General features: G+C 73.3%; 12 protein-coding genes. 9 read left to right on the top strand and 3 right to left on the bottom strand.

Translation table 11 applies throughout. The features are described 5' to 3' along the window. Nucleotide 1 precedes the first annotated feature (1 nt). Entirely contained in the window at nucleotides 2-2,788 is a 2,787-nt protein-coding gene (purL, locus tag ACSNOB_RS11660; protein ID WP_436686680.1) for a phosphoribosylformylglycinamidine synthase subunit PurL, read from the top strand. Nucleotides 2,789-2,792: 4 nt separating this feature from the next. Then, nucleotides 2,793-3,548, top strand: coding sequence for a 2-phosphosulfolactate phosphatase (locus ACSNOB_RS11655; protein WP_393101903.1), 756 nt, complete (start codon nucleotides 2,793-2,795; stop codon nucleotides 3,546-3,548). Between the two features lie 81 nt (nucleotides 3,549-3,629). On the opposite strand, the gene ACSNOB_RS11650 is transcribed toward ACSNOB_RS11655, so the two are convergent. Further along, nucleotides 3,630-5,564 carry a carboxypeptidase-like regulatory domain-containing protein gene (locus ACSNOB_RS11650; protein WP_436686679.1) on the bottom strand — a complete coding sequence of 645 codons (1,935 nt, stop codon included), beginning with the start codon at nucleotides 5,562-5,564 and terminating at the stop codon, nucleotides 3,630-3,632. 160 nt (nucleotides 5,565-5,724) lie between these two features. Here ACSNOB_RS11650 and ACSNOB_RS11645 point away from each other — a divergent pair, with 160 nt between their 5' ends. From ACSNOB_RS11645 to amcA, 5 genes are all read left to right on the top strand, one after another. After that, on the top strand, nucleotides 5,725-6,078 hold the full coding sequence (locus tag ACSNOB_RS11645) for a sterol carrier family protein (RefSeq protein WP_436686678.1): 354 nt from the start codon (nucleotides 5,725-5,727) through the stop codon (nucleotides 6,076-6,078). Nucleotides 6,079-6,248: 170 nt separating this feature from the next. Then, nucleotides 6,249-7,790 carry an amidophosphoribosyltransferase gene (gene purF / locus ACSNOB_RS11640; protein WP_393101906.1) on the top strand — a complete coding sequence of 514 codons (1,542 nt, stop codon included), beginning with the start codon at nucleotides 6,249-6,251 and terminating at the stop codon, nucleotides 7,788-7,790. 59 nt (nucleotides 7,791-7,849) lie between these two features. Continuing rightward, a complete protein-coding gene (gene purM, locus ACSNOB_RS11635) occupies nucleotides 7,850-9,004 on the top strand; it encodes a phosphoribosylformylglycinamidine cyclo-ligase (protein ID WP_436686677.1) in 1,155 nt (384 codons plus the stop codon). A 174-nt stretch (nucleotides 9,005-9,178) separates the two neighbouring features. Beyond that, nucleotides 9,179-10,282 (top strand): cyclophane-forming radical SAM peptide maturase AmcB, encoded by a 1,104-nt coding sequence (gene amcB, locus ACSNOB_RS11630; RefSeq protein ID WP_393102867.1) that lies wholly within the window; start codon nucleotides 9,179-9,181, stop codon nucleotides 10,280-10,282. Further along, nucleotides 10,251-10,484: a multiple cyclophane-containing RiPP AmcA gene (amcA, locus tag ACSNOB_RS11625; RefSeq protein ID WP_393101908.1), complete on the top strand. Its 234-nt coding sequence runs from the start codon at nucleotides 10,251-10,253 to the stop codon at nucleotides 10,482-10,484. Before amcB ends, amcA begins: the two co-directional genes overlap by 32 nt. A gap of 145 nt (nucleotides 10,485-10,629) precedes the next feature. On the opposite strand, the gene ACSNOB_RS11620 is transcribed toward amcA, so the two are convergent. Both ACSNOB_RS11620 and ACSNOB_RS11615 read right to left on the bottom strand, forming a co-directional pair. Next, the gene (locus tag ACSNOB_RS11620) at nucleotides 10,630-10,845 is read right to left on the bottom strand and encodes a DUF3073 domain-containing protein (RefSeq protein ID WP_091099829.1); all 216 of its coding nucleotides are present in this window, start codon (nucleotides 10,843-10,845) and stop codon (nucleotides 10,630-10,632) included. 290 nt (nucleotides 10,846-11,135) lie between these two features. After that, the gene (locus ACSNOB_RS11615; RefSeq protein WP_436686676.1) at nucleotides 11,136-12,218 is read right to left on the bottom strand and encodes a Leu/Phe/Val dehydrogenase; all 1,083 of its coding nucleotides are present in this window, start codon (nucleotides 12,216-12,218) and stop codon (nucleotides 11,136-11,138) included. Between the two features lie 171 nt (nucleotides 12,219-12,389). Between ACSNOB_RS11615 and ACSNOB_RS11610 the strand changes: the two genes are divergently transcribed. Together ACSNOB_RS11610 and ACSNOB_RS11605 are read left to right on the top strand one after the other, a co-directional pair. After that, entirely contained in the window at nucleotides 12,390-13,229 is an 840-nt protein-coding gene (locus ACSNOB_RS11610; protein WP_436686675.1) for a hypothetical protein, read from the top strand. 251 nt (nucleotides 13,230-13,480) lie between these two features. Next, on the top strand, nucleotides 13,481-13,690 hold the full coding sequence (locus ACSNOB_RS11605; protein ID WP_007073996.1) for a BldC family transcriptional regulator: 210 nt from the start codon (nucleotides 13,481-13,483) through the stop codon (nucleotides 13,688-13,690). The last annotated feature ends 48 nt before the right edge of the window (nucleotides 13,691-13,738 follow it).

Raw genomic sequence — 13,738 nt, 5'->3', positions numbered from 1 at the left:
CATGACCACCCATCCGGACGAGGTACGGGAGACCCCGGAGGCCTTCCCGGCCGCCCCGGCGCAGCCGGTGGAGCCGCGTCCGGCCGCCGTGGCGCCGCCGGCCGCGCCCACCGGGCCGGCGACCGCCGACTGGGCCGCGGGCGTGGACACGGTGCCGCACGCCGGGGACACCCCCGGTGAGCTGCAGCCGTACGCCGAGCTCGGGCTCCGCGACGACGAGTACGACCGGATCCGGCACATCCTCGGCCGCCGGCCCACCCAGGCCGAGCTGGCCATGTACTCGATCATGTGGAGCGAGCACTGCTCCTACAAGTCCAGCAAGGTGCACCTGCGCCAGTTCGGCGAGAAGGCCCCGCCGAGCGACCGGCTGCTCGCCGGCATCGGCGAGAACGCCGGTGTGGTGCAGGTCTCCGACGAGCTGGCGGTGACCTTCAAGGTCGAGTCGCACAACCACCCGAGCTTCGTCGAGCCCTACCAGGGCGCGGCGACCGGCGTCGGCGGCATCGTCCGGGACATCCTGGCCATGGGCGCCCGCCCGGTGGCGGTGATGGATCCGCTGCGCTTCGGCGCCGCCGACCACCCCGACACCGCCCGGGTGCTGCCCGGCGTCGTCGCCGGGGTGGGCGGCTACGGCAACTGCCTCGGCCTGCCGAACATCGGCGGCGAGGTCGTCTTCGACCCCTGCTACCAGGGCAACCCCCTGGTCAACGCGCTCTGCCTCGGCGTGCTGCCGGTCAACCGGCTGCAGAACAAGGCCGCCGCCGGGCCGGGCAACGTCGTGGTGCTGATGGGCGCCAAGACCGGCCGGGACGGCATCGGCGGCGTGTCGGTGCTGGCCAGCGCCACCTTCGACGAGGGCAGCGAGCAGCGCCGCCCGTCGGTGCAGGTCGGCGACCCGTTCATGGAGAAGCTGCTCATCGAGGCCTGCCTGGAGCTCTACGACGCCCAGCTCGTCGTCGGCATCCAGGACCTCGGCGGCGCCGGCCTGACCTGCGCGCTGACCGAGACCGCCGCGGCGGCCGGCACCGGCATGCGGGTCTGGCTGGAGCGGGTGCCGCTGCGCGAGCCCTCGATGGAGCCGCACGAGATCCTGGCCAGCGAGTCCCAGGAGCGGATGCTGCTGGTCGTCGAGCCGGAGAAGCTCGACGCGGTGCTCAAGACCGCCGAGAAGTGGGGCGTCTGGGCCACCGCGATCGGCGAGGTCACCCCGCCGTCGCCGGACGGCCAGCCGGGCCGCCTGCTGATCACCTGGCGGGACCAGCTCGTGGTCGACGTGCCGCCGGGCTCGCTGGTCGACGACGGGCCGGTCTACGCCCGCCCGATGCGCGAGCCGGCCGACCTGATCCTGCTCCAGGCCGACCGGGCGGAGACGCTGCCCCGGCCGGCCGACCCGGAGGCGCTGCGCGAGACCGTGCTGCGCATGATCGCGTCGCCCAACCTGGCCGACAAGACCTGGGTCACCGAGCAGTACGACCGCTACGTGCTGGGCAACACCGTGCTCGCCCAGCCGGAGGACTCCGGCGTGATCCGGATCGACGAGCGGACCGGGCTCGGCGTGGCGCTGTCGGTCGACGGCAACGGCCGGTACGCGCGCCTCGACCCCTACCACGGCACCAAGCTCGCGCTGGCCGAGGCGTACCGGAACGTGGCGGTCACCGGCGCGAAGCCGATCGCGGTCACCAACTGCCTGAACTTCGGCTCGCCGGAGGACCCGGGCGTGATGTGGCAGTTCGCCGAGGCCGTCCGCGGCCTGGCCGACGGCTGCGCCGAGCTGGGCATCCCGGTGACCGGCGGCAACGTCAGCTTCTACAACCAGACCGGCGCGGCCGCCATCCACCCGACCCCGGTGGTCGGCGTGCTCGGCGTGCTGGACGACGTGGCCAACCGGGTGCCGATGGGCTTCGTGCCCCGGCCGGGTGGCGACCACGACCAGCTCTTCCTGCTCGGCGAGACGCACGTGGAGCTCTCCGGCTCGGAGTGGGCCTGGGTCACCCACGAGCACCTCGGCGGCGTGCCCCCGCAGGTCGACCTGGCCCACGAGCGGCTGCTGGCGGACCTGCTGGCGGAGGCCGCCCGGGTCGGGCACCTCAGCTCCGCGCACGACCTCTCCGACGGCGGCCTCGCGCAGAGCCTGGTCGAGTCCTGCCTGCGGCGCGGGGTCGGCGCCCGGATCGCCGTGCCGGAGCGGTTCGCCGGCGGGTCCATGCCGTTCGTCTACCTGTTCAGCGAGTCTGCCGGGCGGGTCCTGGTCTCGGTGCCGCGCGGCCACGAGAAGGCGTTCACCGCCCTCTGCGCCGAGCGGGGCGTGCCGTTCGAGCTGATCGGCGTCACCGACCCGGCTGGCGGCGCGCTGGAGGTGCACGGCCAGTTCCGGATCGGCCTGGACGAGCTGCGCGCCGCGCACACCGCGACCCTGCCGCGCCTCTTCGGGGGCTCGGAGGTCGTCGAGGTGCCCGCGCCGGCCACCGGTGTGGCCGGTGCGGTCGAGGCCGTGCCGCTGCCCGCCGAGCGGGCCGAGGCGGCGCCGGTGGACCCGGCGGACGTCGCGGCCGAGCCGATCGCGTCGGCCGCGCCGGTCCCGCCCACGGGCGCCGTGGCGCCGGTGGATGTCGCGGCCCCGGCGGAGGCGGTCGCCCCGGCGGGTCCGGAGCAGCCCGCGGGTCCCGAGCAGCCGGCGGCCGGGGCCACTGACGGTCCGACCGGAGCCGAGGCTCCGACCGAGGGTGGCGAGGCGTCCGCCCCCGACTCCGGTGACACCGAGCAGCCCTCCGCGCCCGACAAGCGCTGAGGCGTTGGCCGCGGCGGTCTACGGCCAACCCGGATCCGGCGCCCGGTTCGACTGGGGGCTGACCGGGGCGGCCGAGCTCGGCCGGGTCTGCGCGGTGCTGGTGGTGGTGGACGTGCTCTCGTTCACCACCGCCGTGGAGGTCGCCGTCGGGCGCGGGATGCGGGTGCACCCGTTCCCGTGGGGCGAACAGGCCGCCGACTACGCGCGGCGGGTCGGCGCGGTCGCCGCGGTGGGCCGCCGGCAGACGACCCCGGAACACCCGTGGTCGCTCTCACCGGCGGCGCTGAGCACCGCGCCGGTCGTCGCCGACCTCGTGCTGCCCTCGCCGAACGGCTCGGCGATCAGCGCGGCGGCCAGCGCCACCGGGCTGCCGGTGGTCGCCGCCTGCCTGCGCAACGCGCCCGCCGTCGGGCGCTGGCTGCGCCACCAGGGGTACGGCTCGACGGAAGCCCCGATCGGTGTGGTCGCCTCGGGCGAGCGCTGGCCGGACGGGTCGCTGCGGCCCTCGGTGGAGGACCAGCTCGGGGCGGCCAGCGTGCTGGACGCACTCTCCGGTGTGACCGGCGGCCTCTCCGTCGAGGCGGCCATGGCGCTCGCCGCGCTCGCCAGCACTCCCGACGTCGCCGCCGCGGTACGCGGCAGCGTGTCGGGCCGCGAGCTGGTCGAGGGCGGCTTCGCCCAGGACGTGGAGATCGCGGTCCGGGTCGGCGTCTCGGACGTGGTCCCGGTGCTGCGCCAGGGCGTCTTCTCCGCCGCCTGAGCATCGCTCACGACGAGGGCCGCCCGGGGATCCCGGACGGCCCTCGCCGTGCTGCTGTCGTCGGGCGCGCGGCCCGCGCGGTCAGTCGTCCAGCCAGTCCAGCCGGCGCCCGCCCCGGTCCTGCTGCGGCGGCGGACCGTCCGGCCGGCCACGCCCGGCCTGCGGGTCGTCGTAGCCGCCCGGCTGGCCGTAGCCGCCACCCTGGCCGTAGCCGCGGTCGTCGTAGCCGCCGCGCTGCTGCGGGGGCTCCTGGCCGTAGCCGCCCTGCTGGCCGTACCCGCCCTGGTCGTACGAGGTGGGCTGGTCGTAGCCGCCCTGCTGGCCGTAGCCGCCGCGCGGCGCGGGCTCCTGGCCGTAGCCGCCCTGCTGGCCGTAGCCCGGGTCGTCGTAGCCGCCGCGCTGGTCGTAGCCGCCGGCCGGCTCCGCGCCCCGGCCGTACGGCGCGGGCTCGGACCGGCCGTAGCCCTGGCCCTGCTCCGGCTGGTAGACGCCGGTCGCGTACGGGTCGGCCGGAGCCGGGTACTGGGTGGCGTCGCCGGTGTAGCGGCCGGTCGGCTCGTCGTACCGGTCGCCGTAGCCCCGGGCGCCCCCGGTCGCCGGCGGGTAGCCGGCGGCACCCGTGGCGCCTGCCGCGCCGGCCGGCGCGCCGTAGTCGTGGCCGCCGTAGCCGCCGCCGGAGGCGGGCGCGTTGCCGTAGCCGCCACCGGAGGACGGGGCGTTGCTGCCGTAGCCGCCGCCAGAGGACGGCGCGTTGCCGTACCCGCCGGCGCCGTAGCCGCCCGCGCCGGCCGGCTCGTCGCCGTAGCCGTTGCCGGCCCAGCCCTGCCCGGCGCCCGCCGCGCCGTAGGGCTGCGGGGGCGCGCCGTACGGGTCCGGCGGCACGTCGTCGACCACGGGGCGGTGCATCATCGTCGGGGCGTCGCTGAGCGAGGTGCCGCCGACCATCGTCGGGTCCGGCCCCGCGCCGACCCGGTTGACCACCCGCGTCTGGTCGTCCGCGCCGGCGCCCCGGTACCCCCCACGACCCGCCGGGACCGCGCCCGCCGCGGCGCCGGCCGGGGCGTCGGCCTCGTCGTCGTTGTCCTTGCGCCGCATCCAGAGCAGCACGATGGTGCCCACCCCGGCGGCGACGAGCAGGCCGCCGAGCAGGATGAACAGCCAGTTCCCCATGCCGCCGGAGTCCTCGTTGCTGGCGTTGGCCGCCGCGCCGGGGGTGGCCTCGGTGCTCTCCTCGGCGGTCTCGTCGAGGGCCTCGTCGGTGGGGAGGGGCTCCTCGCTGGCCGAGGGGGTGGCGCTCGGGGTCGTCTCGACCTTGATCGCCAGGGCGATGCGCTGGCCGGTGATGCTCTGACCCGCCGCCGCGTCGAAGCTCTTGGTGGCGTACACGTCGCCGACGCTGGCGCCGACGGCGAGCCGGCCCGGCGCGATCGGCTTCTCGCTGGTGCCGGTGAAGCGGAAGTTGCCGCTGTCGTCGCTGATCGTGTCCCGCTTGTTGCCGGCGCCGTCCTGGAGCATCACCACGGCGTTCGGCACGGCCTTGCCGTTCGCCTGGATGACCACCTTGCCGGAGACCGACCGGACCGTCTGCGTCTGGGTCGGGGACGGCTGTGCCTTGCCCCTGACGGTCAGCTGGAACGTCGCGGTGCCTGGACCGGACTCGGCCTCGGCCGCCACCGTCACGGTGACGTTCGCGTCGCCGGCGTTGTCGTTGGCCCTGATCCGCAGCAGTTGCGACTTCGGCCGGTCGTTGTTGAAGTCGACCTCCCCGCAGCCGCTGGCGCAGCTCACGCCGCCCGGGAGGCCGGCGAGGCTGATCCGGACCTTCTCGTCGCCGTCGCGGGGGGTCACCTGCACGGTGACGGCGGCGTCGCTGCCGGCGTTGACGGTGATCGAGCCGGGCGACACGCTGACGTCGGCGGCCAGGGCCGGTGTGGCGGGGACAGCGAGCACAGCGCCGACAACCAGCGCCACGACCACACCGGCCCGCTGCTTCCAGGCACGTCGGTGTGTTGACACGTCCACCGCCTTCCGGACTGACTTCCCTCGACCGGCGGGGCGCCGGGCCGGGGATCATCACGGTACGAATACGCCGTCGGCAACTATGCCTTGTCTGACCGGATCGGCGCGACCCAGGGCCAGCGTGAGGCGCCGCGCGTTCGGGTCGTATCGTCCCGTCGTGTCCTCTCCGCACATTAAGTCCGCCGCGGTCGCGGCGGCGTTGTCGGCGCTCGACGAGGGGCGTACACCCGAACGGCCGGTCCTCCGGGAGGCGGTCCGTGCCCTGTTGGCCACCCTCGCGGAGCGCGCCCCCGGCCGATCGGTGGAGGTGCGTGTCCCACCTTACGGCGCAGTTCAGTGCATTCCCGGTCCCCGACACACCCGTGGCACCCCGCCGAACGTGGTGGAGATGGACCCGGCGACCTGGCTGGCGGTGGCCACCGGGCGGCTCGACTGGGCCGAGGCGATCACGCAGGGTCGCGTACAGGTGAGCGGAATTCGGGCGGATCTCTCCGCGCACCTGCCGCTCTAGCTGCGGCGACAGGCATCGATCGGTGACGTTAGGGAGCCAGATCGTGACTTTCTGTATCGACAGCGATTCGCGTACACTGTCAGGCGACGACAGTGGTCCCGGCCGAGGAGTGCGAATCCGCCCCCCGCGTGGTTCGCACGGCCGGTCCAGACCAGCATGAGGGAGCGCAGGTGCCCCGAGGCGACGGCCGGCTGAGCCACGACCTTGACCCCCAACGACCCGGCCCGCAGGACGCGTGTGGCGTCTTCGGCGTGTGGGCGCCGGGGGAGGAGGTCGCCAACCTGACCTACTTCGGGCTCTACGCCCTCCAGCACCGCGGCCAGGAGGCCGCCGGCATCGCGGTCAGCGACGGCTCCGGCGTGGTGGTCTACAAGGACCTCGGCCTGGTCGCGCAGGTCTTCGACGAGCCGACCCTGGCCAGCCTGCGCGGGCACGTGGCGATCGGCCACGCCCGTTACTCCACGACCGGCGGCTCGACCTGGGAGAACGCCCAGCCGACCATCCGGTCCACCACCTCCGGCACCACCATCGCGCTGGCGCACAACGGCAACCTGGTCAACACGGCCGAGCTCCAGCGCGAGGTCACCGAGCGGGGCCTGGTCGCCGACGGCTCGACCAACGACACCTCCCTGGTGACGATGCTGCTGGCCAGCCGCCCCGACCTGTCGGTGGAGGCGGCCGCGCTGGAGGTGCTGCCGCAGCTGCGCGGCGCGTTCAGCTTCGTGTTCATGGACGAGTCGACCCTCTACGCGGCCCGCGACCCGCACGGCGTGCGCCCACTCGTGCTGGGCCGGCTGGAGCGCGGCTGGGTGGTGGCCAGCGAGACCGCCGCCCTGGACATCGTCGGCGCGAGCGTGGTCCGCGAGGTCGAGCCCGGCGAGCTGATCGCGATCGACGAGGACGGCCTGCGCTCCAGCCGGTTCGCCGCCCCGGAGCCCAAGGGCTGCCTCTTCGAGTACGTCTACATCGCCCGCCCGGACGCCACCATCGCCGGCCGCAACGTGCACTCCGCGCGGGTGCAGATCGGCCGTCAGCTGGCCAAGGAGCACCCGGTCGAGGCCGACCTGGTCATCCCGGTGCCGGAGTCCGGCACCCCGGCCGCCATCGGCTACGCGGAGGAGTCCGGGATCACCTACGGCGCCGGCCTGATGAAGAACCCGTACGTCGGGCGCACCTTCATCCAGCCGTCGCAGACCCTGCGCCAGCTCGGCATCCGGCTGAAGCTCAACCCGCTGCGGGAGAACGTCCGGGGCAAGCGGCTGGTCGTGGTCGACGACTCGATCGTGCGCGGCAACACCCAGCGGGCGATCGTGCGGATGCTGCGCGAGGCCGGCGCGCTGGAGGTGCACGTACGCATCTCCTCGCCGCCGGTGCGTTGGCCCTGCTTCTACGGCATCGACTTCGCCACCCGCGCCGAGCTGCTGGCCAACGGGCTGGACAACGAGGGCATCCGGCGGTCGATCGGGGCGGACACGCTCGGCTACGTCTCGCTCTCCGGGCTGATCGCCGCCACCGAGCAGCCGAAGACCCGGCTGTGCCGCGCGTGCTTCGACGGGGAATACCCGATCGACCTGCCCGCCGGCAACCTGATCGGCAAGCACGTGCTCGAGGGGGTGGGCCGGCGGGTCGCCGCCGGGGCGCCCGACAACCCGGAGCACACCACCCCTCCGCTCGTCGCCACTCCGGGCGGCGTGACCACACACCGCCCGTAGCACCACCCGGCGCGGCCGGTCACCACCGGCGCGGCGCCAGAACCACAAAGGGGAGAACCGTGACGCACGTGTCCGAGCGCAGCGGCGCAGGAAGCAGCCCGACCGGCGCCGGCGGCGACCGCCAGCCCTGGACGGCCGGGGCCGGCCGCCAGGCGCGCAAACGCTCGGTCTCGTACGCGGACGCCGGCGTCTCGATCGAGGCGGGCGACCGGGCTGTCGAGCTGCTCAAGTCGAAGGTGAGGCAGACCCGGCGCCCGGAGGTGATGGGCGACCTGGGTGGCTTCGCCGGCCTGTTCCGGCTGGACACGAAGAAGTACAAGAACCCGATCCTGGCCTCGTCCACGGACGGCGTCGGCACCAAGCTGGTGATCGCGCAGCAGATGGACATCCACGACACGGTCGGCATCGACCTGGTCGCGATGGTCGTCGACGACCTGGTCGCCTGCGGCGCCGAGCCGCTGTTCCTGCTCGACTACATCGCCACCGGCGAGGTCGTGCCGGACAAGGTCGCCGAGATCGGCGCGGGCATCGCCGACGGCTGCCGGTACGCGGGCTGCGCCCTGCTGGGCGGCGAGACCGCCGAGCACCCCGGCGTGCTCCGCCCGGACGAGTACGACATCTCCGCGACCGGCGTCGGCGTGGTGGAGGAGGCCGACATCCTCAGCCCGGAGCGGGTCGAGGTCGGCGACGTGGTCATCGCGATGCGCTCCTCGGGCCTGCACTCCAACGGCTACTCCCTGGTGCGGCACGTGCTGCTGGGCGCGGGCCGGATGCGGCTCGACGTGGTGATCGACGACTTCGGCCGGCAGCGCACGCTCGGCGAGGAACTGCTCACCCCGACCAAGATCTACGCGCAGGACTGCCTCAAGCTGATCGCCGAGGCGGAGGTGCGGGCGCTGGCCCACGTCACCGGCGGCGGCATCCCGGGCAACCTGGTGCGGGTCCTGCCCGAGCACGTCGACGCGGTGGTCAACCGGTCCACCTGGAAGCCGCAGCCGATCTTCGACCTGATCCAGTCCAAGGGGCGGATCGAGGACCCGGAGATGGAGGCGACCTTCAACATGGGCGTCGGCATGTTCGCGATCGTCTCCGCCGAGGACGCCGACCGCGCGCTGGCCACTCTGACCGGCCGCGGCGTCGACGCGTGGCAGGCCGGCGAGATCATCGAGGGCTCCGGCAACGTGCAGATGATCGGGCAGCACACCCGGGGATGATCACACTCCGGTGATCGTACGGGCACCTGATCAGGGCTTCACCCGAGTGGCCGTCGCCGCCTAGCCTGAAGGGCACCCTCAAAAGCTGTCGGGGCAACCCCCTCACCGGGGTTCCCGACAGCCCTTCAGGCGCGGAGGAGGGCAATGGCTGCTCGGGGACAGTCGTTCAGCGGGATGCGTGGCCTGGCCGCCGTCCCCTCGTACGTCGTGATGCAGCCGACAACCTTGTGCAACCTGGACTGCGCGTACTGCTACCTGCCGTTCCGTGCCGCCGACCGGCGGATGCCGGTGTCGGTGGCCGAGGCGGTGGCCGAGTCGGTCAACCCGTGGGCCGCGGCGGGCCGCTTCTCCGTGGTGTGGCACGGCGGGGAGCCGCTCGCCGCCGGCCGGGAGCACCTGGCCGCGCTGCTCGCGCCCTTCGGGCCCGAGGTCGAGCACCACGTGCAGACCAACGCGACGCTGATCGACGACGCCTGGTGCGCGTTCTTCGCCGAGCACCGGGTGCGGGTGAGCGTGAGCGTCGACGGCCCGCGCGAGCGCAACGCCGACCGGGTCACCCGGGCGGGCGGCCCGGCGTACGACCGGATCGTGCGCGGGGTGGCGGCGCTGCGCCGGCACGGGCTGCCGTTCTCCGCGCTCGCGGTGGTGGGTCGCCCCGAGCCGGGCCTCGCCACGGAGCTGTACGACTACTTCCTCGGTCTCGGGTGTGACGTGCTCGGCATCAACATCGAGGAGACCGAGGGGGTCAACCTCCGCGACAACTCCCACGACGCCCGGGCGGTGACCGCGTTCTGGGCGGAACTGGTGGCGGCCTGGCGCCGGGATCCCCGGATCCACCTGCGTGAGGTCGAGTGGTCGTTGCGGTACGCCGCCGCCGTGCTGGACGGCACCGCCGACGACCTGCTGCCGCGGCGGCTGGACCCGATCCCGACCGTCGGGCACGACGGCTCGGTGACGGTGCTCTCGCCCGAGCTGGCCGGCTTCACCGACGTCCGGTACGGCGACTTCAGCAGCGGCAACGTGTTGACCGCCCCGCTGGCCGAGATCCTGGCCGGAGCGGACCGGACGCCCTGGGTCGGCGAGTTCCTCGCCGGGGTCGAGGCGTGCCGTTCGTCCTGCCCCTACTTCGGTTTCTGCGGCGGTGGCCACGCGGCCAACCGTTACTTCGAGCTGGGGCGTTTCGACGGTACGGAGACCGCGCACTGCCGCAACAGCAAGATCCACCTACTGGAGGGAGTGTTGGAGCATGCCCGAGACCACCAGTCACCGGCAGCCTGAGCGCGGGGCGGACGCCGCCGCGGACGTCGCCGATCGGGTGCGGGACGCCGCGCCGGGACTCACCGCGCTGCTCCACGAGGCGGAGGCCGCGCGGCGACTGCGGGCGGAGGTGGCGGGCGGCGACGGCGCGAGCGCCGTCTGCGCCTGGAACCACTTCGAGAACATCCCGACGTTCTACAACTGGAACAACCGCCCCCGCTGAGGGCGCACCGGGATCAGGGACCTGCCGAGCAGCCGGAGTCGCCTCCGGGACGGCATGGTCCCTGATCGTCGGTTTCGGCGCCGCTTCAGATGGGCACATGCGTGAGCACGCGGGGGATTACCGCGTGCTCAGCTGCGACCGGAGGTCAGCGGGTCGGACGTACCCAGGGATCCGGGTCTTCGTCCGCGTGATCCTCATCATCGTCGTCGACATACTCTTTGTAGTCGTCGTCGAAGTTGTGCTCAGACTTACCAGCACCCGCCAACTCGCGCTGCAAGGCGGTGAGGTCGGTGTTCGGGGAGTGGTACTTCAACTCCCGGGCCACCTTCGTCTGCTTGGCCTTAGCACGGCCGCGCCCCATGGCTCGACCCCCTCGCACAGAATGCGGGGCAGCCCGAAGGCGGGCCCCGATGACGTCAGGCATCTCTCGTGGCTCTTACGGTACATGGGGATGCCATCGTTCGGCACCTCGGGTTACCGTCGACCGGCACCGCGCGTCGCGGTCATCCAGCCGTCACCGATTGTACCGGGTAAGGAGCGGTGCCGGGAGCGCCCGTGACACCGGACAAAACCCCGCGAACACAGCTTAACGGCGCGCACCGCCAAGGGCGGCACGGTGGGGCGGAACCGGCCGGCTCCGCCCCGTGCCGCTCATCTCAGGTGGATCGTGCGCAGCCGGCCGACGTCGGCCATCCGCCGCTCCGCCAGCCGGTCCGCCGCCACCGCCGGCGGCACGCCCTCGGCGTCGGCCAGCCGCAGGATCTCCCGCGTGGTGTCGTAGATCCGGGTCGCGCGCAGCTTGGCCCGCTCGAAGTTGAAGCCGTCGATCTCGTCGGCGACCTGGATCACGCCGCCGGCGTTCACGACGTAGTCGGGGGCGTAGAGGATGCCGCGGTCGGCCAGCAGCTTCTCGATGCCGGAGTGGGCGAGCTGGTTGTTGGCCGCGCCGGCGACCACCTTGGCGCGCAGCACCGGCACCGTGTCGTCGTTGAGCGCGCCACCCAGCGCGCACGGGGCGTACACGTCGATGTCGGCGGCGACCAGCGCGGCGGCGTCGTCGACCAGCGCGACCTGCGGGTGGGTGGCGCGGGCCCACTCCAGGGCCTTCGGGTTGACGTCGGTCGCCACCACCTCGGCGCCGTCGTCGAGCAGGTGGCCGACGAGGTACTTGCCGACCTTGCCCAGGCCGGCCACGCCGACCCGCCTGCCGGCCAGGGTCGGCGCGCCCCAGACGTGCTCGGCGGCGGCCCGCATGCCCTGGAACACGCCCCAGGCGGTGAGGATCGAGGAGTCGCCGGCGCCGCCGTGCTCGACGCTGCGGCCGGTGACGTACGACGTCTCCCGGGCGATCACGTCCATGTCGGCCACGTAGGTGCCGACGTCGCAGGCGGTGTAGTAGCGCCCGGCCAGGGACTCGACGAAGCGGCCGTACGCGCGCAGCAGCGACTCGCTCTTGATCCGCTCGGGGTCACCCCAGATGACCGCCTTGCCGCCGCCCAGGTCCAGCCCGGCCAGGGCGTTCTTGTACGCCATGCCCCGGGACAGGTCGAGCACGTCGGCGAGGGCGGCCTCCTCGCTCTCGTACGGGTAGAACCGGGTGCCACCGAGCGCGGGGCCGAGCGCGGTGGAGTAGATCCCGATGATCGCCTTCAGGCCGGACTGCTTGTCCTGGCAGAAGACGACCTGTTCGTGACCGGTGGATCCCGGGTCGTCGTTGGTGGCGAATACGCCCATGACTAGCTCCTGGTGTGGGGTGCGTCCTTGTGGGACGCGGACCTGTGGACGCCGGCGGGATGCTGCCGGTGCCGCTGAGCCTAGTATCGGCCGACGCCGTCCGACCGCCCACGGCACGCGTGATCGCAGCGCCGACGACGGTCGGGTTCCGATTCGTGGGAGGATCGCGCCGTGCCGTCGCTCTTCGCTTCATACCTGCGCGTGTACGAGCCGCTGACCGCCTTCGACCGGGATCGCCAGACGTACTGGCGCCGCTACGTCGAGCAGGGACGGGCGGTGGCCCCGGTCGAGGGGCCCGGTCGGCAACGGACGTCGGTGATCGAGGCCCTCGGCGCGGGCTGGACGCGACTGCCCGACCTGCCGGACGAGGCGTACGTCCTGGAGACCGACGAGACGCTCCTGGTCTGCCCGTGGAACCTGCGCATCCGGGTGGCCGAGGCGGCGCTCAGCGCCCGCGACGGCGTGCCGCCGGTGCTGGCCGACGCGTTCGTCCCGCCGGTGCTCGCCGGGCAGGCCAAGGCCGTGGTGGAGGACTGGCGCAGCGGGGCCCGGGTGCTGGAGCACGGTGTCCCCCGGCTGCACGAGCAGATCGCGACGTGGGGCGTGCCGCTGCGCTGGTTCGTGCTCTTCGACCCGGAGGAGCGGCACCACGTGACCAGTCCCGGGCGGCGGGCGCTGCGCTACCGGACGGAGATCTCCAAGGCCCGGCGCCGGTCGTCGCGCGCCCTGTCGGTGCTGCGCAAGTCGGTGGGGGACGCGCCCATCACCGAGGCGGTCGAGGAGGCCGCCCGCTGGCTGGAGGAGTTCCATCCCCGCTCGGTGGTGGAGCTGGACTACGGCGGCCTGGTCGAGCTGCTCTCCGACGAGACGCTGGCCGCCGACGACTCGCCCGAGCTGGTGGCGAGCGGGCTCGCCGGGCTGTCCCGGGGCGAGGCCGAGGAGGCTTCCGCGGCGTACGACAAGCTCGTCGCCCGGTGGCGCGCGGTGCAGCTGCTGGAACGGTGCAACTAATCCCAAATCGCCCAGGAAGTGCCCTCGATCCGAGGCGCGCTCGTAGTTGGCGCATCACGAACCGTGATCATGAGTCCGAATAAGGTACTTTCTGCCGTGTAAAAGTCGCATAAATCGGGCATGGTTCATCCGTCCGTCTAGGGACGTTCGGCCGTTCGGCCCATGTCGGACATCGGGGACTAGCCGGACCATGGGAGACGCGTCGGCCGGCGGGACCCCGGCCGATGTCTATACATGTGGAGGAGTGACCGATGGCATCGCGAACGCACGAACCAGAGCCGCTACTCACACCGGCCGAGGTGGCGTCGATGTTCCGTGTCGACCCGAAGACGGTGACCCGGTGGGCCAAGGCTGGCAAGCTCAGCGCCATCCGCACCCTGGGGGGCCACCGCCGGTACCGCGAGTCGGAGGTCAGGGCCCTGCTGCAGGGGCAGATCCCCCAGCAGCGCCAGGGGGACTGACGGCCGGAAGTCAACAGGTGTGCACGAAGGGCGGCGGACACGGTCCGC

The sequence above is a fragment of the Micromonospora sp. URMC 106 genome, from assembly GCF_051386395.1.
Lineage (GTDB): Bacteria > Actinomycetota > Actinomycetes > Mycobacteriales > Micromonosporaceae > Micromonospora.
This window is presented reverse-complemented; position numbering and strand designations above follow the sequence as displayed.

Coding starts and splice junctions, on each gene's coding strand:
- purL (WP_436686680.1), top strand. CDS start 2: ATGACCACCCATCCGGACGAGGTACGGGAGACCCCGGAGGCCTTCCCG.
- amcB (WP_393102867.1), top strand. CDS start 9,179: ATGCGTGGCCTGGCCGCCGTCCCCTCGTACGTCGTGATGCAGCCGACA.
- amcA (WP_393101908.1), top strand. CDS start 10,251: ATGCCCGAGACCACCAGTCACCGGCAGCCTGAGCGCGGGGCGGACGCC.
- ACSNOB_RS11620 (WP_091099829.1), bottom strand. CDS start 10,845: ATGGGGCGCGGCCGTGCTAAGGCCAAGCAGACGAAGGTGGCCCGGGAG.
- ACSNOB_RS11615 (WP_436686676.1), bottom strand. CDS start 12,218: ATGGGCGTATTCGCCACCAACGACGACCCGGGATCCACCGGTCACGAA.
- ACSNOB_RS11605 (WP_007073996.1), top strand. CDS start 13,481: ATGGCATCGCGAACGCACGAACCAGAGCCGCTACTCACACCGGCCGAG.